The organism is Bradyrhizobium sp. BTAi1 (assembly GCF_000015165.1).
Lineage (GTDB): Bacteria > Pseudomonadota > Alphaproteobacteria > Rhizobiales > Xanthobacteraceae > Bradyrhizobium > Bradyrhizobium denitrificans.
Genome location: NC_009485.1, coordinates 7,222,101 through 7,241,424, shown reverse-complemented (window position 1 = coordinate 7,241,424; position 19,324 = coordinate 7,222,101). Strand labels below are relative to the sequence as shown.

Below are 19,324 nucleotides of genomic sequence, written 5' to 3'. Positions count from 1 at the left end.
ATTGCGAATTCTGTTTGTCGGCGACGTGGTCGGCCGGGCCGGCCGCAGCGCCGTCTCTGACCACCTTCCAGGCCTGATCCGCGACTGGGCGCTCGATCTCGTCATCGTCAATGGCGAGAACGCGGCCGGCGGTTTCGGCATCACCGAGGCGATCTATCAGGAGCTGGTCGATGCCGGAGCGGACGCGGTCACGCTCGGCAATCACTCCTGGGATCAGCGCGAGGCGCTGGTGTTCATCGAGCGGGCGCCGCGCCTGGTGCGTCCCGCGAACTATCCGCCGGGCACCCCCGGGCGCGGCGCCGCGCTGGTCGAGGCCAAGAACGGCGCGCGGGCGCTGGTGGTCAACGTGCTCGGCCGCGTGTTCATGACGCCGTTCGACGATCCGTTCGCGGCGATCGGCCGCGAGCTCGGCGCCTGCCCGTTGCGCGAGGCGGCGGACGCGATCGTGGTCGACGTGCATTGCGAGGCGTCGAGCGAGAAGCAGGGGCTCGGCCATTTCTGCGACGGCCGCGCCAGTCTCGTGGTCGGCACCCACACCCATGTGCCGACCGCCGATCACCAGATCCTGCCCGGCGGCACCGCCTACATGACCGATGCCGGCATGACCGGCGATTACGACTCCATCATCGGCATGCAGAAGGACGAGCCGCTGCGCCGCTTCCAGTCCGGCATCCCGTCGGCGCGGTTCGAGCCGGCGATGGGTGAGGCCACCCTGAGCGGTGTGGCGGTCGAGACCGATGATGCGACCGGGCTGGCCGTCAAGATCGCGCCGTTGCGCATCGGCGGACGATTGTCCCCGGCCAGGCCTCCCTTCTGGGGCGCGTGAGGCACCGCGCCTAGCTGTGGCGGAAGCCCATCCGGAATGCGCCCCAATGGCGGCCCTTGATGAAGATCGGCGCCGAAAGGTCCTTCATCAGCACGAATTGGCCGCCGCCCATGTCGCGCCGATAGGTCTGCAGCAGGAACGGCTTGTTGCTCGCCGCGGCGACCTTCTTCACGGCCCGATCCTCGAACAGGCGGCGATTGCGGCAATTGGCGTTGTTCCAGACCGGGTCGGGCCCCTGCGGCTTGCGGTAGTTCGGATTGTGGGTCGGCAGATAGCCGCCCCGCGCCCAGGCGACGCAGAACACGATGCGCGGGTCGGTGCTCTGCAACGGATCCTGAATTGGCGGCAGAACGCGGTCGGTGAAGTCGACATAGCGCGTCATGAATTGCTTGGGATTGGTGCCCGGAATCTCGCGATAGTTCTCGTCCATCAGGTCGGCGAGCGAGATCTCGCCGCGATCGACGGCGGCCTCGAACACCGCGGAGATCTGCTTTGCGGTCTCGACGACGGCCTTGATCAGCGGCGCATCGGCGGTCTGCACGCCGCTCTCGGCGATCAGTCCGATCAGCGCCTCGGAACTGTCGAGCAGCTTGGCAATGCGGGCGTCGGCTTGCTTGAGCTCGATCGAGGACTGATCGACACCCTTGGCAAGCTCGTTGAGCTCGCTGATCACAGCGTCGCAATGCGCGAGGTTGGAGGTCGCGGCCTTGGCTACGCCGTCGATTTCCTGGCCGACGCTGGTGAAGCCGTCCTGGACGCGGACGATGATGCCGCCGATCTGCTGGGCGCCTTCGCCCGCGGTCTTGGCTCGCGAGGAGGCTTGGCCGCTCTCGCCGAGCAGGTTCTTCACCTGGGAATCGAGTCCCCGCAGCGTGTCGCCGATCTGCTGCGTGGCCTGGCGGGTCGCCTCGGCGAGCGATTTCACCTCGCTCGCGACCACAGCGAAGCCGCGGCCGGCGCTGCCGGCGCGCGCCGCCTCGATCGTGGCATTGAGGGCGAGCAGGTTGGTCTGCTTGGCGATCGCCTCGATCGCCACCGACACTTTGGCGACCTGCGACAGCGCATCGCCCACCGAACCGAGCCGCTGCTCGATGCGCTCGACCGAATCCACCAGCTCGGCGATGTGGCGCACCGCGGCATCGACGACGCTGCGCGATTGCGCGATATCGCCGACCGCCGCCGACGTGGCCGATTGCACCGCCTGCGAGGCGGTGGCGATGTCGTGATTGGCCGCCACCATCGTCTTGGCGGTCGTCTGCAGATGGCCGAACCGCTGCGATTGGTAGCTGAACCGGTTGGCGACCTCCTGCACATTGCCGGCGACATCGGCGAGCTCGACGCCGAGCCCGCCAATGCGGTCGGCGATTTCGTCGATGAGGCGTTCGGCGCCCCAGCGCGCATCGTGACTTTCCAGGATTGCGCGTTGCGCGACGGACATTTCCAGGCTCCCGGGATTAATGATTTGAAGAGGATTGTCGGTAGGTCTCAGCTGGATTTACAGTTTGTAGGCAGTCCGAAAGCCCCCCCAGTGCCGGCCGCGGACGCGGATCGGCACGTCGATTTCGCGCATCATGACGGTGTTGCCGTTGCCCATGTCGCGGGCATAGCTCTGGATCAGATAAGGTCGCTGGTTGCGGCCGGCGGCGAGGCCGGCCGCATCATTGAAGATTCGGCGGTTGCGGCTGTTGGCGGTGTTGAAGGCCACGTCCCCCGGCCGCTGCGGGTGCGAATAGATCCTGTTATGCACCGGAAGGTAGCCGTTGCGGTCGATCGCGACACAGAATGCCATCCGCGCATCCTTGGCCAGGAAGGCCTCCTGGAACGGCGGCAAAGCGCGGTCGGCCCAGTCGAGAATGCGGCTGCGGTGCTGCTGCGGATTGGTGCCGGCGATTTCGACATAGTTCGTATCGAACATGTCCTCGAGGGTGATTTCGCCGTTCTTGACTGCGTTCTCGAAAATCCGGTTCAGCTCGGTGCCGGCCTCCATCGCACGGGCAACGAATTCGTTGTTCTCCTCGTGCAGCGCCCAGAGCTTGTCCTCGATCTTCTCGCGCAGCTCGGCGTTCGGCGCATCGAACCGCGCCTGGGCGCCAGCCTTGACCTGCTCGGTCACGCGCAGCCGGCAGGGGCCGACATCCTCCAGCACGGCGTCGAAACGCTCGTTCACCGGCAGGCGGCTCGCCTCAGGTCCGGTGATCAGCATGCCATCGTTGGAGATCTCATAGACAGGGACGCTGAGACTGCGCGCGCCGGATTTGATCTCGAGGCTGAGATGGCAGGGCAGGCGCTCATTGCCGCTGCGGGCAACGCGATTGCCCTGCCGCAGCAGCACCGCGCAGCGCGCCTTCAGCTTCTGCGCGTGCATCTTCACCGCGCGGCCGGCGCTGGTGACGCTTTCGCCATAGCTCTCCGCCTGCTTGGTGGCGGTGCCGATGTCGGCGGCACTGTCCACGACCGAGGCGATGAATTGCGACGCCTGCGCCGCATTGCCGGACATCTCGCCGGTGGTCTGGTTCTGCTCAGCCACCGCGCCGTTGACATTGGTGAACACCGGACGGATCGCATCGATCGCCTGCGCGATGCGGTGCACGGCGTCGGCGGAGCCGGCGGCGTCTTTCTGCAGCGCCTCGATCTTGCGGGTAATCTCCTCGGTCGCATTCTGGGTCTGGATGGCCAGCGCCTTGACCTCGGTCGCGACCACCGCAAAGCCGCGGCCGGCGTCGCCGGCCCGCGCGGCCTCGATGGTCGAGTTGAGGGCGAGCAGGGTGGTCTGGCGGGCGATCTGGGAGATCAGGTTGACGACGTTGCCGATCGCGGCCGAGGATTCGCGCAGCCGGTCGACATTGGCGCGTGCCTCGCTCGCGGCAGCGCTGGCCTGGTCGGCGAGTTGGCCTGCATCCTGGACCTGTGCGCGGATGCCATGCGCCGACTGGGTCACCTTCTCGGCCGCCTGGGCAAAGGTCGCGGCCGTCCCCTGGGCGGCGCTGCTGCGGCCGGTCAGGGCGTCCGCGCGCTGGCGGATGTCGGTCAGTGTCCCCGCCGTCGCCTCGGCACCGCTGGCGACGGCGTTCGCGGCGCGTTCCAGCTGACGGATCATCCCGCCGAGTTCCAGCTCCAGCAGGTCGAGAATCGCGCTCGCCGAATCGCCGTCCGCTCCGGCCGGCGTCTCAACGACGGCGATCGGCTTCAGGGCGACCTCCGCCTTCGTCTCGGGCGCAGGGGCACGTCGTGCAAGAAAACCAAACGCCATGGGAAGGTACCCCGGTGCGCGTGAAAAGGTGCAGATAGGCTGATATCCTTGCACTTCGGCGTGAAGCGATGGTTAAATTCCGCCTTACGGTGCAAGGCCACCAGCTGCATGCCGTCGGTTGCACCGCCCCTTGAATCCGCTCCAAATCTTTGATTTTGACGAGTCATCGGCCTATAAGGCCGCGCTTCCCACTGACCTCAGACCCTTCCAAGAGACCTCGCATGGCCGGCCATTCCCAATTTAAAAACATCATGCATCGCAAGGGCCGGCAGGATGCGATGAAGTCCAAGCTGTTCGGCAAGCTGGCGCGCGAAATCACCGTCGCGGCCAAGCTCGGCACGCCCGATCCGGCGATGAACCCGCGTTTGCGGGCCGCCGTGGTCGCCGCCCGCGCCGAGAACATGCCCAAGGACAATATCGAGCGCGCGATCAAGAAGGCGCTCGGCGGCGAGGGTGAGAACTATGCCGAGATCCGCTACGAGGGCTACGGCCCTGGCGGTGTCGCCGTCATCGTCGAGGCGCTGACCGACAACCGCAACCGCGCGGCCTCCGACATCCGCTCCTACTTCACCAAATCGGGCGGCAATCTCGGCGAAACCGGCTCGGTCTCGTTCATGTTCGACCGCGTTGGCATCATCGAATTCGACCGCAGCGTCGCCTCCGACGATGCGGTGCTGGACGCGGCGATCGAGGCCGGCGCCGACGACGTGATCTCGGGCGAGGGCGGCCACGAGGTCTATGCGTCGCCGGACAGCTTCCATGAGGTCGCCAAGAACCTCGAAGCCAAGTTCGGCGAGCCGCGCAAAGCGGCGCTGACGTGGAAACCGCAGAACACAGTGTCGGTGGACGACGAGACCGGCGAGAAGCTGCTGAAGCTGATGGACCTTCTGAACGAGCACGACGACGTTCAGAACGTCTACGCCAATTTCGAGATCTCGGACGCGCTGATGGCGAAAATGGGCGGTTGACGGACGCTTAACCACGTCGCTGCCGCTGTTCCGTTTATGTTTCCATCGGTGTGGCGCGAGGCTATCTCTAACGCATGAAAGCCCAGCCGATTCGCGCCGCCGTCCGCATCATCGGGATCGATCCCGGCCTCCGCCGCACCGGCTGGGGCGTGATCGAGAGCGAGGGCAACCGGCTGATCTATGTCGGCTGCGGCTCAGTCGAGCCGCCCGACGACCTGCCGCTGGCGAACCGGCTGCTGGCGATCCACGAAGGGCTCGCCAAGGTCCTGAATGACTTCCAGCCGCTCGAGGCCGCGGTCGAACAGACCTTCGTCAACAAGGACGGCGTCGCCACCCTCAAGCTTGGCCAGGCTCGCGGCATCGCCATGCTGGCGCCGGCGATGTTCGGAATTTCCGTCGCTGAATACGCCCCCAACCAGGTCAAGAAGACCGTCGTCGGCGCCGGACACGCCGACAAGGGCCAGATCGCGGTGATGCTGAAGATCCTGCTGCCCAAGGCCGAGCCGCCGTCGGCGGACGCCGCGGATGCGCTCGCCATCGCCATCACCCACGCCCATCACCGCCAGGGCCAGGCGCTGCGGATGAAGGTGGCCGGACTATGATCGGCAAGCTCAAGGGCCTGATCGATTCCTATGCCGAGGATTTCGTGATCCTCGACGTCGGCGGCGTCGGCTATCAGGTGCACTGCTCGGCGCGCACCTTGCAGGCCTTGCCGTCGCCGGGTGAAGCCGCCACATTGTCGATCGAGACCTATGTGCGCGAGGACCAGATCAAGCTGTTCGGTTTTCGCTCGGATGTCGAACGGGAATGGTTTCGCCTTTTGCAGACCGTGCAGGGCGTCGGCGCCAAGGTCGCTCTCGCCGTCCTCGGCACCCTGCCGCCGGCCGATCTCGCCAACGCCATTGCGTTGCGCGACAAGGCCGCGGTGGCGCGGACGCCGGGCGTTGGTCCCAAAGTCGCCGAGCGCATCGTGACCGAGCTGAAGGACAAGGCTCCGGCCTTTGCCGATGTCGATCCAGGCGTTATCAGGTTGTCCGGCGCAATCGAGGACTCCCGCGCGCCGCAACCGATCGCGGATGCGATCTCCGCGCTCATCAATCTTGGCTATGGCCAGCCGCAGGCGGCCGCGGCCATCGCCGCCGCCTCGCGGGCCGCCGGCGACAAGGCCGAGACCGCGCAACTCATCCGTCTCGGTCTCAAAGAGCTGGCGAAATAAGCTATCGTTGCCGCGCCGGGCGAGCAGAAGGGCAGATGTTTTCCTCATGGTGAGCAAGAAGGACAAGGAGCTGATCGAGGCCGCCGCAGCCGCGGTCAGGAGCCGCTACCGCAACGAATGGCAGGAGGTCGGCGCGGCCATGCGCACCCGCGACGGCCGTATCATCACCGGCGTCAACATCGACGCCTATCTCGGCCGCAATGCCGTCTGCGCCGAGGCCATCGCCATCGGCCGCGCCATCACCGAGCACGGTGATCATGGCATCGAGACCATCGTCGCGGTGCGCCATCCGAAGCCCGGCGAGCCCGGCGAGGTCGCGGTGGTCTCGCCCTGCGGCACCTGCCGCGAACTGATCCATGACTACGATGCCAAAGCGCGCGTGATCGTGCCATCGAACGGCGCCGGGCCTGAGGTCGTTACCATCGGCGAGCTGCTGCCCAACAAGTACAAGCGCGGCAGCAAATGAAGCCGCCCGCGCGCATGGTCAGCCCGGAGCGGCGCTCCGACGATGTCGGCGACACCGCGCTGCGTCCGCAGCAGCTCTCTGAGTTCGTCGGCCAGCAGCAGGCGCGCGCCAATTTGTCGATCTTCATCGAGGCGGCGCGCAAGCGCGGCGAGGCGCTCGACCATGTGCTGTTCGTCGGCCCTCCCGGTCTCGGCAAGACCACGCTGGCGCAGATCGTCGCGCGGGAGCTCGGCGTCGGTTTTCGTGCGACGTCGGGACCCGTGATCGCCAAGGCCGGCGATCTCGCGGCGCTGCTCACCAATCTCGAAGAGCGCGACGTGTTGTTCATCGACGAGATCCATCGCCTGAGCCCGGCGGTCGAGGAGGTGCTCTATCCGGCGATGGAGGATTTCCAGCTCGACCTCATCATCGGCGAAGGACCGGCGGCGCGCTCGGTCAAGATCGACCTGGCGAAGTTCACGCTGGTGGGCGCGACCACGCGCGCAGGCCTGCTGACCAATCCGCTGCGTGACCGTTTCGGCATCCCGATCCGGCTGAACTTCTACACGGTGGAGGAGCTCGAGGGCATCGTCACGCGCGGCGCCCGCGTGCTCGGGGTCGGCATGACCGCCGACGGCGCCAACGAGATCGCCCGTCGCGCCCGCGGCACGCCGCGCATCGCCGGCCGCCTGCTGCGCCGGGTCCGCGACTTCGCCTCGGCGGCGAACGCGGACGCGATCGATCGCGCGATTGCCGATCACGCGTTGAGCGCGCTGGAGGTCGACGCCGCCGGGCTCGATGCGATGGACCGGCGCTATCTCACGACCATCGCGCTGAACTACGGCGGCGGCCCGGTCGGCGTTGAGACCATGGCGGCGGCGCTGTCGGAGCCGCGCGACGCCATCGAGGACATCATCGAGCCCTATCTCATCCAGTGCGGCTATCTGCAGCGCACCCCGCGCGGCCGGCTCTTGACCTCACATGCGTTCCGTCATCTCGGCATGGCCGAGCCCAGCCGCGATGCCAGCCAGTTCGGCCTGTTCGGCAGCGAGGACGATGCTTAACGAAACTGCTGACAATCTGCACAGACACACCCGAAATCGGTTGCAATGAGCGGAGAAGAGGATTGCGTGCGAGGAGTTCGTCCATGCTGTCACGCCGTCGCTTTCTCTCATTCTCCGGTGGCCTCGCCGCCACGGGTTTTTCCACCGCCACCTATGGCGTGGGCATCGAGCCGCTTCGCCTCGGCGTCACCGATTATCATGTTCATCCGCGCAATTGGCCTGTAGGCCTCAAGCTGAAGATCGCGGCGATCGCCGACATCCATGCCTGCGATCCCTGGATGTCGCTGGCGCATATCGAGACCATCGTGGCGCGGACCAACGCGTTGCGACCGGATCTGATCGTGCTGCTCGGCGACTATGTCGCCGGTCATCGTCATCACATCGGCCGTATCGACGCTGCGGCCTGGGCGCCGGTGCTGGGCGGCTTGAAGGCGCCGCTGGGGGTCCATGCCATTCTCGGCAATCACGATTATTGGGACGATCGAACCGTGCAACGCAACGGCCGCGGCGTTCCGGTCGCCCAGCAAGCGCTCGAGGCGGCCGGGATTCCCGTCTATGAGAACGAGGTCGTGCGGCTGACCAAGGACGGCCAGGCCTTCTGGCTGGCGGGCCTCGGCGATCAGCTGGCTTACGTGCCGGCGCGGCGATTCCGGTCCGTGCCGCGGATCGGTGTCGATGATCTCGCCGGCACGCTGCGCAAAGTCACGGATCGCGCGCCGGTCATCCTGATGGCTCACGAGCCTGACATCGCACTGCGGGTGCCGTCGCGCGTATCGTTGCAATTGTCCGGCCATACCCATGGTGGGCAGGTCCGCCTGCTCGGCTGGTCACCGGCGGTTCCTCCGCGCAATGGTGTCAACCTGGCTTACGGCCACCTCCGCACGCAATGTGACGTCATCGTCTCCGGCGGGCTCGGCTGCAGCCTCATGCCGGTGCGAATCGGCATGCCCCCGGAAATCGTTCAGGTCACCGTCGGCGGGGAACCGCAGGAGGTCACGTCGTAGCTTGCGCTCGCGGTTGAACTGGGCGAAACGATCGCCATTTCGGGCGATCGAGGATTTCCAGTGACCCATCAACATCTCGACGGCGAGATCCGCGACGGGCGCCACCATATGCAGGTACGCGTCTATTACGAGGACACGGATTTTTCGGGGATCGTTTATCACGCCAACTATCTCCGCTTCATGGAGCGCGGCCGCACCAATCATCTGCGGCTGATGGGGGCCGAGCAGCACGCGCTGTTCGCCGAGGCCGCCAGCGAGGCGCCCGGCTTCGCCTTCGTCGTGCGCTCGATGACGCTCGATTTCCTGCGGCCGGCCCGCATGGACGACGTGCTCGACGTCGTCACCTGGCCGATCGCGGTCAAAGGCGCCTCGATCACGCTGGCGCAGGAGGTGCGGCGCGGAGAGGAGGTGCTCGTCAAGGCCGATGTCCGCGTCGCCTTCATCAGCGGCGGCAAGGCGCAGCCGATCCCAAGGCCGCTGCGCGACCTGATGAAGGCGGACCTTGCTTAGAGCATGCTTCGGGAAGATGGAAACCTGCCTTCCGAAGCGATGATGCTGATCCGGGAGATACGATCATGATGCGCTGCTGCGGAAACGCCTCATGATCTAGCCGGTTGAGCCTTGCGCTGCAGGCGAGGCGTCCTGCGGCTTGCTCACCATGTCTCCCTCGCGGCGGAGTTGCCCCGCCTCCAAAAGCTCGCGCAGGCTGCCCTGAACCGCGTCGCGCAGCTGGGCGCTGGTCGAGCCGAAGCCGAACAGCCGGGCCACGGCCTGGACCAACTGGTCGTCCTCGGCGCCGTAGTTCTGCTGCACGACCTGGATGATCGCCGCCTTGATCTCGTCCGGCGGCAGCATCTCGGGCTTGCGCATCGACTGCGATTGCACATGCTCGCGGTTTCGCACGACGACGGCCTGGCCGGGCACGGCGTAGAACGGACCTCCGGTGATCTGCCCGTTGGCAACTGCCGCGTTCAAGGCTGCTCTCACCGCATCGCGGATGCGATTGCCCGCGCGGGCGAGGCCCCAGGCCGATCTGATCCGGACGATGATTTCCGATTCGTGCACCGGCCCTTCGACGGCGACAATCTCGGCGATGTGGCGCGTCATATCCTTCAGCGAGGTCTCGTGCGGCTCGACCTCCCTGCGCACCCGAAGCTTCGCCTCCTCATACGCGACCACAGCCGGCGTCTGTGCGACCATCGGAGCAACGCGGTCCTCGGCCTGTTCCGGTGGAGGCGCCTCGATGCCTGACGGAGGGACCGGCTGCGCCGCGACCGTGCCTTCGTCGATCTCCCGCCAATGCGCCTTCGCCGCCTCGATCGCACGCACGACCTTCTCGGTTTCCTCCTTGGGCCGGAGAAACCAGTCCGTCGACCAGATACGGTGCAGGACCCAGCCATGCGCCTCCAGCACGTTCTGTCTCAAGCGATCGCGGTCGCGCGCCGAGCGGGACGCATGATATTGCGCACCGTCGCACTCGATGCCGAGCAGGAAACGGCCGGGCTTGTCAGGATCGACGATCGCGAGATCGACGAAGAACCCGGCCGTGCCGATCTGTGTCTTCACGTCATGCCCGAGCGCCCGCAGCCTGGCGGCGACCTGCTCCTCGAACACCGAATCCGGATCGCGGCCGGTCTCCTGTGCGATATCGAGCTGCCCGGTTTGGGCGAAGGTCAGGAACGTCTTCAGCGCGGCAATGCCGCGGCCCTTGGCGCGCGACAGATCGATGTCGTCGCCGGTGATCGAGGAGAACACCTCGCAGCGCAGCTTGGCGCGCGAGATCAGCACGTTCAGCCGCCGTTCGCCGCCATCCGAATTCAGCGGGCCGAAGCTCATCGACACGAAGCCTTCCTTCGTCCTACCGTAGCCCATCGAGATGAAGATGACGTCGCGCTCATCGCCCTGGATGTTCTCGAGGTTCTTCACGAAAAACGGCTCGCTCGTGCCGGGCGCGAAGAAGTCTTCCGTCTCCGGGCTCTCCTTGCGGAGCATCTCGAGCTGGTCCTGAATGGCCTGGCGCTGTGCCACGGAGAAGGTCGCGACGCCGAGGCTTCTCTGCGGCGTTTCCCGCGCGTGGCGCATGACGGCTTCGGCCACAACCCTTGCCTCCTTGGGATTGGTGCGGCTGCTGCCGCGCTCGTAATGCGCATCGGGATCATAGTTGAACTTCAGTCCCATGCCGGCGACGGCGTCATAGGGACTGGGCACGATGAACAGCCGGTTGTCGTAGAACTGCTTGTTGGAGACCGCGATCAGCGACTGATGCTTGCTGCGATAGTGCCAGTTCAGCATCCGATGCGACAGGCCCTTGGCCAGACAGAGATCGAGGATGCTCTCGGCGTCCTTCACCTGAAAGGTCGGCTGGTCCTCGTCATCGCCGTCGTCGTCATCATTGCCGGTCAACTTTGCGAAGAAGCGCGTCGGCGGCAGCTGTCGCTCGTCACCGACCACGACCATCTGCCGGCAGCGCGCGACGGCGCCGAGCGCATCGACCGGCTCGATTTGCGAGGCCTCGTCCACCACCAGCAGATCGAAGGCGATCGCACCGGGCTTCAGGAATTGCGCGACGGACAGCGGGCTCATCAGAAAGATCGGCTTGATCTGCTGAATGACGGGGCCGGCGCGCTCCAGCAGCTGCCGGATCGGAAGGTGGTTGCGTTTTTTTGCAATCTCACCATTCAGCACGCCAAGTGGACCGATGCCGCCGGCATTGCGCGGCAGCGCCGCCGCGTGCTCATAGGCAATCTGGTCGCGGGCCAGCTGCATGCGTTCGAGGTCGAGCTTGCGAAAGCCGTCGACGAGCCGGCTGTGCGACTCGCCGTCGAAACGCTTCAGCTCGGGATGCTCAGCGAAGATCACGCCGCGCATGGCATCGTAATAGGATCTGTCAAAAGCCCGTTCCAGCTCCTCGCCCGGCAACGAGCCATCGAGCGCCCCATCGACCAGCGCCGCCAGCCCGTCCGTGCGCGCCCGGCGCACGCGATCCATGAAAGCGATCCAGCGGGTGAGGCGTTCGGTGGAGTCCTGCCACGTCGACAGGGTCTGGGACAGTTCGTCAAAGCGGATACGATCACTGGCGTCGAGCGGGATGCGGCCGGGCTCCAGATCCAGAAACTCGATCAGCTGCTGCAGGCCGGACCGAAGGCCGGCGAGATCGCTGTTGAACTGATCGATCGCCTGTCGTTCGTCGGCCGATAGCGTGAGCTGCGCCAACGTTTGGCGCGCGTCGTCGTTCGCGAGTGACCTCGGGAATGCGTTCCACCAGGCTGTGAGTTTCGAAAGCGCATCCCAATCCGACTGCTCCTTGTGCCAAGCGGTTCCAAACGCAGCGCTGCCGGCACTCTCGACCTGTTCGAAGGATCGGCGCGCGGCCTGCGCCGCCATCAGGCCGTCGATCAGCAGGAGGCGCTGATCGAGCGCTTTCGGCATCGGCACCTTCAAGTAGGAGCTCAGCAGCGCCATCTGCGCGCGATAATGCGTGCTGAGGAGGCGAAGCCAGGAGTTGCCTTTCTCCGCGATCACCTTGCGGCAATCGGCCATCGATGCATCCCAGGCGGACTCCACGAAGGCTGATTCGAACGCCGTCTTCAATTTGGCATAGCGCAGACCCTTGTCGACGAGATCGGCGACATCATGGGGCCGGCTCCAGATCGGATCGCGGAAAGCAGCCTTGTCGCACTCCGGCATCGCGGCCACGGCTTCTGCGCATGCCAGCACGCCTGCGGCATCCGCCAATGTGACCGCCGCAGGCAGATCGAGCAGCGAGCCGATGCGCGCCGCTGCGGTGGTGACACGGTTGAAAACCTTCGCAATGTCATCCAGCGACGTTCGCAGCTCAGCCATCTCGGCGGGGTCCAGCGCGTCGCGGTCGACGCCGCGCCAGGGGTGCAGATGAGGTGGCCCATCGGATGCAATCCGCCCGGCCAGCTCTGCGATCAGCTCGCGCCGCCGTTCCAGGTCCAAGGGAGTCCAGGAGGGCGCGCCCTGCAAGGGCAGCGCCGGCTGTGCGGAGGATTCTCCGCAGCGCAGGAGATGGCCGAGCAACCGGAACGGCGTCAGCCTGCTCGGCTGGTGCGGACGGTGCATCATCTCGGCGTGCTGATTCAGACTGTCGCGACTGTCGGTGAGACGCTGCACCAGCGTCGCCTCGCCGCGAGGTGCGGGCACCCGGGCCGTCTTGCAGCGCTTGAGTTCCTCCAGCAGAGCGCGCTTGTTCGCCTTGTTGGAGTGAAGCTCGAGGGCCAGGGAGCCGAGGCCAACTGCCTTCAACCGGCGGTGCACGACGTCCAACGCCGCCATCTTTTCGGCGACGAACAGAACCGTCTTCCCCTCGGCGGCGGCCGTGGCGATGATGTTGGTGATGGTCTGCGACTTGCCGGTTCCCGGCGGTCCCTTGACGACGAGGTCGCGCCCGCGCACGACCTCCTCGATCACCACCGCCTGCGATGAATCCGCGTCGACGACGTGGTTCATCGCGATCGGCTGGATGACGGGATCGATCTTGCCATCGTCGGCCACGATCGGCTCGGATGCTTCGAAGCCGTTTTGGAGCAGCGCCGTGATCAGCGGGTGCCGATCCAGTGCGCCGTCCGCGGGCCAGGTCTCGGGATCGAGATCGCGATACATCAGGAACTTGGAGAACGAGAAGAAGCCGAGAACGATCGCGTCCGACTTGACCTCCCACGTCTTCTTGGTCGCGACCGTCTCCGCGATCCCGGCCAGATAGCTCGCGATATCGACATCGTCCTCGTCGCCAAAATCCTCGATCTTGAGCCCGAACTCCTCGTTGAGCTTGGCTTGTAGCGAGAGGTTGGGCGAGGGCGGCTCGGCGCGGGAGACGAGATGAAAGCGCTCGGCAGCGCTGCTGCGTTCCAGACGCACCGGCAACAGCACGAGGGGAGCAAGCCGCTCGACCTCGGATTTCTCATCCTCGAACCATTTGAGCAGTCCGAAGGCGAGGTAGAGGATGTTGACGCCCTGTTCCTCCTCCAGCGTTCTGGCGTCGTACCAGATGTCGAGCAGCCGCTTCTGCAGCGCCTCGGACGACAACCGAGTCTGCAGCCGCGTTTCAGACGGCCGGGCCTGCGCGTCCGAACCGTCCCCGTTCTGTCGTGCCGCCGCCTCGGGCGCCGTGGTCGCGATGACGGGCGTTGCAGTCGCAGCCGCGCCCTCGGCCTCCGGTGGCGTCTCCGTCTTCGATGGCAGGAAGGTGAAGCGCTTGCCTTCCTTGAGGAGTTCGAACAGCGTCGCCGAGCGCGCGCCGGCGATCTCGATGGTCCGGATGTTCTTGGTCTTGAGCGGGATGTGCACGAGCCGATTGCGCGTGCCCAAATCGAGCAGCGCGCGCCGGTCCGCCAGCAATCTGTCGCGTACGGATGTTCCTGCCACGTGCAATCCTCCTGCGATTCGAGGATTGCAACCCGGCGTCTCCGCGGTCAAGCATTGGATACCGTGCCGACTCGGTCCGCCGCGCGGCTGTAGCGCTGCGCGACGAAGATGACACGCACCCGGCTATGCCGCCGCTCTGTGGCGCGCCAGTTCCGCCTTGTAGAGCTCGAACTCCTCGGCGATGGCGCGTGCGATCGCCGGTCGCTGGCGCAGACGCTCGTAGTAGGCCTTCACCGCTGGCCATTTGGCGAGCTCGATCGGCGGCGTTGCCATGGTCCAGTTGATCACCGTCACGAGATAGGCGTCCGCCACGCTGAAATGGTCGAGCAGATGATCTCGGTTGCGCAGATGGGTCTCGAGATGATCAAGGCGCGACAGGTTCTTCTTCAGAACATGCATCTTCATCTCGTCGGGGGCGGTCTTGTCGAGAATCGGAATGAACAGGCCCTTGTGCAACTCGGTGCCGATGAAGCAGAGCCATTGATGCAGCCGGCTCCGATCCATGCCGGGACCGGTGCCGAGTTTCGCCTCGGGAAAGCGGTCGGCGACATATTGCAGAATGGCCGCGTTCTCGGTCAGCAGGTCGCCGTCATCGGTGCGCAGGGTCGGCACGAGGCCGAGCGGATTGACGTTACGAAAATCTGAGCCGTCGTTGAGGATGATTTTCGTCTTCGGATCGACCTCGAGGTAGTTTGCGTCTGCGCCCGCTTCATAGAGCGCGATGCGGGTGGCGAGCGAGCAGGCGAGCGGCGAGAAATACAAATCCATGGACGTCTCCCTGGGCTCCGGACCGGAGCGTTCATTGATTTTTATACTGTCTCGCATAATATATCGGCGGTCAAGGATTTATTGCGAAATGGTACAAAAAAGGAAGGGGCCGCCCCCTGAAGGCTCCGTCCCAGAACAAGCGGCCGCGCGACCCGAACCGAAACGGCGCGGGCGGCCGCGCGCCTATGAGCCGGATATCGCTCTGGGCAAGGCGCTCGATCTGTTCAGGACAACGGGCTTCGCCGCGACGTCGCTCGACGACCTCAGTGCCGCAACGGGCATGAATCGGCCTAGCCTCTATGGGGCGTTCGGCGACAAGCGCGAGCTCTACATCAAGAGCTATCAGCGCTATCGCGACAATGCCCGCGTCGCGATGGGTGACATCTTCCGCCATGACTGGCCGGTGCGGCGACAGCTGGAGCAGATCTTCGCCACCGCGCTGGACATCTATCTCTCCGGCGAGGAGGGACCGCGCGGCTGTTTCACGGTGATGACGGCGGGGTCGGAAGCGGTGGCTGATCCCGACATCCGCGCCATGGTGCAGAACGCGCTGACCGAGCTCGACAGAGCGTTCGCGCATTGCTTCCGCCGCGCCAAGGAGAAGGGCGAACTGCCTGAGGGCGCCGACCCCGTCGTGCTAGCGCAGCTCGCCTCGGCCACGATCCATTCGATCGCGGTCCGCGCCCGGGCGCGGGTGCCGCGCCCGGAGCTGGAGGCGATCGTCGCCGGCGCGATCGATTTGATGCTGGGCGGCAGATCGCGGGTCAGTAGCCCCTGACGCGATCGACCAGGTTGCGCAGCGCGCCGCCCGTCTCGAAGGACGCGATCTGCTCGGCGACGTAGCGCGAGATCGCGTCGGCATCAGTGTCGGCCGCATTGTGCGGCGTCAGCACGACTTTCGGATGCGTCCAGAACGGACTGTCGGCGGGCAGCGGCTCCTGTCCAAACACGTCGAGCGAGACGGCACCGAGCGTGCCGTCGTCGAGGCAGGCGAGGATGTCGGCCTCGTTCTGCAGGCCGCCGCGGCCGGCATTGATCATGATCGGGGCGCCGAGCGGCGACGAGCGCCGCAGCTTGGCGAACATCTTGCGGTCGAGAATGCCGCGGGTATTTGCCGTCAGCGGCAGCAGCGACACGAGAATGTCGGTCCGCTCCAGGAACGCGTCGAGCTGCGCCCCGCCATGGAAGGTCTCGATGCCTGCAACCTGCTTTTCGCTGCGGCTCCAGCCAGCGACCTGGAAGCCGATGCGCCTGAGGACCTCGGCAGCATCGATCCCGAGCGTGCCCAGCCCGAGAATGCCGACGCCGATCGCGGCCGCCGGCCATTGATATTTCGGTGCCCAGCGCTTCACGCGCTGCGACTCGCGCAGGTAAAGCTCCTGACGATGATGCATCAGCACGTGCAGAACGACATATTCGGTCATGCGCGCAGTGAGATCGTCCACCGCGACGCGGACCAGCGGCACGCTCGGCAAGGTCTTGTCGGCCATCAGCGCATCGACGCCGGCGCCGAGATTGAAGATCACGCGCAGATTCGGAAAGCCGGCGAGCTCGCCGGGGACCGGCTTCCACACCGCGGCGTAGTGCACCTCGGCCGGGTCGAGGCCGGCATCGGGCAGCAGCACCACCGGACGGTCGCCGCAGACGTCGTCGAAACGTGTCTTCCAGCGCTGCGGCGACCAATTGTCGGTGCCGCCATGGATCAGGAGCGCCAACGCGCCTTTGCTCATCGGAAGGTCCTCGAAGCTTGAGTGATCTGCCCCACATACCAGATCGCGCGGGCAGGCCAATCTCCGAACGTCAACACGGAGACATCATCATGCGCAAATTGCTTCTCACCACCGCCTTCATTCTCGCCTCTGCCGCGGCCCAGGCCCAGACCATCGACGTCGGCGGGATTCTGTCGGCCAACGGCATCTCCCTCGGCAACGGCGGCGGCCAGCAGGGGGCCGCGCCGGGCATGACCCAGGGCGCCGGCAACCAGGCAGGCCAGGGCGCCGCAGGTCAAGGGCAGGGACAGGGCCAGTCGCAGCGGCAGGCGGGGCGTGCCAAGCAGCCGCGCGAAAGCGCGCAGGAGACACGCGCGCGCAACATTGCCGCCAAGTACGGCATATCCTGGTAGGCTGACTGTTCCTACCTGCGGAACACGTGAAAATTCTTCGCCGCTTTGTCGGTTGCAGGCATACTTCCCCGTCTTGAAGACGAAGGGAGAGCCTGCCGATGCTGTACGCGCTGCTTTGCTATCACGACGAGGATGTCGTTTGCGCCTGGAGCAAGGACCAGGATGCCGCGGTCATGGCCAAGCTCGCGGTCATCCAGGAGAAGCTCGCCAAGCAGGGACGGCTCGGGCCGGTGGCGCGGCTGTTGCCGACCACGGCGGCGACGACCCTACGCAAGGAGGACCCGCCGCTCGTGCTCGATGGTCCCTACGCCGAGACCAAGGAGCAGCTGCTCGGCTTCTACATCGTCGACTGCGCCAATCTCGACGAGGCGCTGGCGGTGGCGCGCGAGCTCGGCGAGGCCAATCCCGGCGGGTCGTATGAAATCCGTCCTGTTGGGACGTTCAGGCCGGGCGGAGCGCTGACATGACCGACGGGGCCTGGATTGATGCAACGCTGACATCAGCACGTCCCCAGGCCGTCGGCGCGCTGCTGCGCTATTTCCGTGACCTCGACGCCGCCGAGGAGGCGTTCCAGAACGCCTGCCTGCGCGCCCTGAAGAGCTGGCCGCAGAACGGACCGCCGCGCGATCCCGCGGCGTGGCTGATCATGGTCGGGCGCAATGCCGGGATCGACGATGTCCGGCGTGTCCGCCGCGAACAACCGCTGCCGGATGATGAGGCGATCTCCGATCTCGACGATGCCGAGAGCGCGCTCGCCGACCGGCTCGACGGCTCGCACTACCGCGACGACATCCTGCGGCTGCTGTTCATCTGCTGCCACAAGGAGCTGCCGGCAACGCAGCAGATCGCGCTGGCGCTGCGCGTGGTGTCCGGGCTGACGGTGAAGCAGATCGCCCGTGCCTTCCTGGTCAGCGAGGCCGCGATGGAGCAGCGCATCACCCGTGCCAAGGCGCGCGTCGCGCAAGCGGACGTGCCGTTCGAGACGCCGGGCGCGGTGGAGCGCGCAGAGCGGCTGGTGGCGGTCGCTGCCATGATCTACCTCATTTTCAACGAGGGCTATTCGGCCAGCGGCGAGGCCGCCGAGCTGCGCCAGCCGCTGTCCGAGGAGGCGATCCGGCTGGCGCGGCTGCTGCTGCGGCTGTTTCCGGGCGAGCCGGAGATCATGGGCCTCATGGCGCTGCTGCTGTTGCAGCATGCGCGTAGCGCCGCCCGCTTCGATGCCGAGGGCTTGCCGATCCTTCTGGAGGACCAGGACCGCACGCTGTGGAATCAGCCGATGATCGCCGAAGGCCTGGCGTTGATCGACAAGGCGATACGGCATCGCCGCAGTGGCCCCTACCAGATCCAGGCGGCGATCGCGGCCCTGCATGCGCGTGCCATCAGGCCGGAGGACACCGACTGGACGCAGATCGACCTGCTCTATGGCGCGCTGGAAGTGGTGCAGCCGTCGCCGGTCGTGACGCTCAATCGCGCCGTGGCGGTGTCGAAGGTGCGCGGCGCCCAGGCGGCGCTCGATCTGATCGCGCCACTCGAGACCCGACTTGCCAACTATTTTTACTTTTTCGGTGTGCGTGGCGCGCTGCTGATGCAGCTCGGACGCAATGACGAAGCGCGCACCGCCTTCGATCGCGCCATCGCGCTGGCGCACAGCTCGGCCGAGGCCGCTCATATCCGCATGCAGCTCGACCGTCTGATGCGTGACAGCGCCACGGCGCGTCCGGGGCGATGAGCCGCATCGGACATCGCCGGACGTCGGCTTGAGCATATATGCGCAACAATTCCGTCGGAGCTGTCGGCAACGCGATGGTTCGATCGTCCTGGGAGCAGCATCAGGGAAAGGAGCTCGAAATGTCGACGATCACCCTGGACCAGCCGGTCTCGCGTGCCGAATTGTGGGGCGGCCGCATCCTGAGCGGGCTGGTGATCCTGTTCCTGCTGTTCGATGGCGCGATCAAGCTCATCCCGCTTGATGTCGTCACCCAGACCATGGATCAGATGGGCTATGGCGGCAGCGACGCCATGGCCCGGGCGCTCGGGCTGATCACGCTGCTCTGCACATTGCTGTATGCGCTGCCCTCGACTTCGCTGTTGGGCGCGATCCTGCTCACCGGCTATCTCGGCGGCGCCATCGCCGCGCATGTCCGCATCGGCAGTCCGCTGTTCAGCCACGTGCTGTTCGGCCTCTATCTCGGGCTGATGGTGTGGGGAGGCCTGTGGCTGCGCGACCGCCGCCTGCGCGCGCTGCTGCCGCTGCGTTGACGCATCAGCTTTCC

Annotated in this window: 18 protein-coding genes; 13 read left to right on the top strand and 5 right to left on the bottom strand. The window is 66.0% G+C overall.

Going from position 1 to position 19,324, the window contains the following annotated elements:
* The first annotated feature begins 1 nt into the window (after window position 1).
* Window positions 2-826 carry a TIGR00282 family metallophosphoesterase gene (locus BBTA_RS32370; RefSeq protein WP_012046734.1) on the top strand — a complete coding sequence of 275 codons (825 nt, stop codon included), beginning with the start codon at window positions 2-4 and terminating at the stop codon, window positions 824-826.
* Between the two features lie 10 nt (window positions 827-836).
* Here the strand turns inward: BBTA_RS32370 and BBTA_RS32365 are convergent, their stop codons facing one another.
* Window positions 837-2,264 (bottom strand): methyl-accepting chemotaxis protein, encoded by a 1,428-nt coding sequence (locus BBTA_RS32365; protein ID WP_012046733.1) that lies wholly within the window; start codon window positions 2,262-2,264, stop codon window positions 837-839.
* 57 nt (window positions 2,265-2,321) lie between these two features.
* Window positions 2,322-4,076 carry a methyl-accepting chemotaxis protein gene (locus tag BBTA_RS32360; RefSeq protein ID WP_012046732.1) on the bottom strand — a complete coding sequence of 585 codons (1,755 nt, stop codon included), beginning with the start codon at window positions 4,074-4,076 and terminating at the stop codon, window positions 2,322-2,324.
* Between the two features lie 221 nt (window positions 4,077-4,297).
* Between BBTA_RS32360 and BBTA_RS32355 the strand changes: the two genes are divergently transcribed.
* From BBTA_RS32355 to ybgC, 7 genes are all read left to right on the top strand, one after another.
* Complete coding sequence (locus BBTA_RS32355; RefSeq protein ID WP_012046731.1) at window positions 4,298-5,044, top strand: YebC/PmpR family DNA-binding transcriptional regulator; 747 nt, start codon at window positions 4,298-4,300, stop codon at window positions 5,042-5,044.
* Window positions 5,045-5,118: 74 nt separating this feature from the next.
* Window positions 5,119-5,646 (top strand): crossover junction endodeoxyribonuclease RuvC, encoded by a 528-nt coding sequence (gene ruvC / locus BBTA_RS32350; RefSeq protein WP_012046730.1) that lies wholly within the window; start codon window positions 5,119-5,121, stop codon window positions 5,644-5,646.
* Window positions 5,643-6,260 carry a Holliday junction branch migration protein RuvA gene (gene ruvA, locus BBTA_RS32345; RefSeq protein ID WP_012046729.1) on the top strand — a complete coding sequence of 206 codons (618 nt, stop codon included), beginning with the start codon at window positions 5,643-5,645 and terminating at the stop codon, window positions 6,258-6,260. The genes ruvC and ruvA overlap by 4 nt, the downstream gene beginning before the upstream one ends.
* A gap of 46 nt (window positions 6,261-6,306) precedes the next feature.
* The gene (locus BBTA_RS32340) at window positions 6,307-6,726 is read left to right on the top strand and encodes a cytidine deaminase (protein WP_012046728.1); all 420 of its coding nucleotides are present in this window, start codon (window positions 6,307-6,309) and stop codon (window positions 6,724-6,726) included.
* Window positions 6,723-7,769 (top strand): Holliday junction branch migration DNA helicase RuvB, encoded by a 1,047-nt coding sequence (ruvB, locus tag BBTA_RS32335; RefSeq protein ID WP_012046727.1) that lies wholly within the window; start codon window positions 6,723-6,725, stop codon window positions 7,767-7,769. The genes BBTA_RS32340 and ruvB overlap by 4 nt, the downstream gene beginning before the upstream one ends.
* 83 nt (window positions 7,770-7,852) lie before the next feature.
* On the top strand, window positions 7,853-8,773 hold the full coding sequence (locus BBTA_RS32330; protein WP_041751039.1) for a metallophosphoesterase: 921 nt from the start codon (window positions 7,853-7,855) through the stop codon (window positions 8,771-8,773).
* 60 nt (window positions 8,774-8,833) lie between these two features.
* The gene (ybgC, locus tag BBTA_RS32325; protein WP_012046725.1) at window positions 8,834-9,283 is read left to right on the top strand and encodes a tol-pal system-associated acyl-CoA thioesterase; all 450 of its coding nucleotides are present in this window, start codon (window positions 8,834-8,836) and stop codon (window positions 9,281-9,283) included.
* A 96-nt stretch (window positions 9,284-9,379) separates the two neighbouring features.
* Here ybgC and BBTA_RS32320 read toward each other — a convergent pair whose 3' ends face one another.
* Complete coding sequence (locus tag BBTA_RS32320; protein WP_012046724.1) at window positions 9,380-14,161, bottom strand: DUF3320 domain-containing protein; 4,782 nt, start codon at window positions 14,159-14,161, stop codon at window positions 9,380-9,382.
* Window positions 14,162-14,284: 123 nt separating this feature from the next.
* On the bottom strand, window positions 14,285-14,929 hold the full coding sequence (locus BBTA_RS32315) for a glutathione binding-like protein (protein WP_012046723.1): 645 nt from the start codon (window positions 14,927-14,929) through the stop codon (window positions 14,285-14,287).
* An 88-nt stretch (window positions 14,930-15,017) separates the two neighbouring features.
* On the opposite strand from BBTA_RS32315, the gene BBTA_RS32310 reads away from it, so the two are divergent.
* A complete protein-coding gene (locus BBTA_RS32310; RefSeq protein ID WP_012046722.1) occupies window positions 15,018-15,707 on the top strand; it encodes a TetR/AcrR family transcriptional regulator in 690 nt (229 codons plus the stop codon).
* Here BBTA_RS32310 and BBTA_RS32305 read toward each other — a convergent pair.
* Window positions 15,694-16,659, bottom strand: coding sequence for a glyoxylate/hydroxypyruvate reductase A (locus tag BBTA_RS32305; protein WP_012046721.1), 966 nt, complete (start codon window positions 16,657-16,659; stop codon window positions 15,694-15,696). The two genes, BBTA_RS32310 and BBTA_RS32305, sit on opposite strands and share 14 nt — an antisense overlap.
* Window positions 16,660-16,748: 89 nt before the next feature.
* On the opposite strand from BBTA_RS32305, the gene BBTA_RS32300 reads away from it, so the two are divergent.
* From BBTA_RS32300 to BBTA_RS32285, 4 genes are all read left to right on the top strand, one after another.
* Complete coding sequence (locus tag BBTA_RS32300; protein WP_012046720.1) at window positions 16,749-17,051, top strand: hypothetical protein; 303 nt, start codon at window positions 16,749-16,751, stop codon at window positions 17,049-17,051.
* A gap of 98 nt (window positions 17,052-17,149) precedes the next feature.
* Complete coding sequence (locus tag BBTA_RS32295) at window positions 17,150-17,518, top strand: YciI family protein (protein WP_012046719.1); 369 nt, start codon at window positions 17,150-17,152, stop codon at window positions 17,516-17,518.
* Window positions 17,515-18,780 (top strand): RNA polymerase sigma factor, encoded by a 1,266-nt coding sequence (locus BBTA_RS32290; protein ID WP_012046718.1) that lies wholly within the window; start codon window positions 17,515-17,517, stop codon window positions 18,778-18,780. The genes BBTA_RS32295 and BBTA_RS32290 overlap by 4 nt, the downstream gene beginning before the upstream one ends.
* A gap of 161 nt (window positions 18,781-18,941) precedes the next feature.
* Window positions 18,942-19,310: a DoxX family protein gene (locus BBTA_RS32285; RefSeq protein ID WP_012046717.1), complete on the top strand. Its 369-nt coding sequence runs from the start codon at window positions 18,942-18,944 to the stop codon at window positions 19,308-19,310.
* The last annotated feature ends 14 nt before the right edge of the window (window positions 19,311-19,324 follow it).

Excerpts from the sequence above, each read along its gene's own strand:
- BBTA_RS32330 (WP_041751039.1), top strand. The coding sequence starts at position 7,853 with ATGCTGTCACGCCGTCGCTTTCTCTCATTCTCCGGTGGCCTCGCCGCC.
- BBTA_RS32360 (WP_012046732.1), bottom strand. The coding sequence starts at position 4,076 with ATGGCGTTTGGTTTTCTTGCACGACGTGCCCCTGCGCCCGAGACGAAG.
- BBTA_RS32310 (WP_012046722.1), top strand. The coding sequence starts at position 15,018 with ATGGTACAAAAAAGGAAGGGGCCGCCCCCTGAAGGCTCCGTCCCAGAA.
- BBTA_RS32290 (WP_012046718.1), top strand. The coding sequence starts at position 17,515 with ATGACCGACGGGGCCTGGATTGATGCAACGCTGACATCAGCACGTCCC.
- BBTA_RS32305 (WP_012046721.1), bottom strand. The coding sequence starts at position 16,659 with ATGAGCAAAGGCGCGTTGGCGCTCCTGATCCATGGCGGCACCGACAAT.
- ruvB (WP_012046727.1), top strand. The coding sequence starts at position 6,723 with ATGAAGCCGCCCGCGCGCATGGTCAGCCCGGAGCGGCGCTCCGACGAT.
- BBTA_RS32315 (WP_012046723.1), bottom strand. The coding sequence starts at position 14,929 with ATGGATTTGTATTTCTCGCCGCTCGCCTGCTCGCTCGCCACCCGCATC.
- BBTA_RS32295 (WP_012046719.1), top strand. The coding sequence starts at position 17,150 with ATGCTGTACGCGCTGCTTTGCTATCACGACGAGGATGTCGTTTGCGCC.
- BBTA_RS32365 (WP_012046733.1), bottom strand. The coding sequence starts at position 2,264 with ATGTCCGTCGCGCAACGCGCAATCCTGGAAAGTCACGATGCGCGCTGG.
- BBTA_RS32300 (WP_012046720.1), top strand. The coding sequence starts at position 16,749 with ATGCGCAAATTGCTTCTCACCACCGCCTTCATTCTCGCCTCTGCCGCG.
- ruvC (WP_012046730.1), top strand. The coding sequence starts at position 5,119 with ATGAAAGCCCAGCCGATTCGCGCCGCCGTCCGCATCATCGGGATCGAT.
- BBTA_RS32355 (WP_012046731.1), top strand. The coding sequence starts at position 4,298 with ATGGCCGGCCATTCCCAATTTAAAAACATCATGCATCGCAAGGGCCGG.
- ruvA (WP_012046729.1), top strand. The coding sequence starts at position 5,643 with ATGATCGGCAAGCTCAAGGGCCTGATCGATTCCTATGCCGAGGATTTC.
- BBTA_RS32340 (WP_012046728.1), top strand. The coding sequence starts at position 6,307 with ATGGTGAGCAAGAAGGACAAGGAGCTGATCGAGGCCGCCGCAGCCGCG.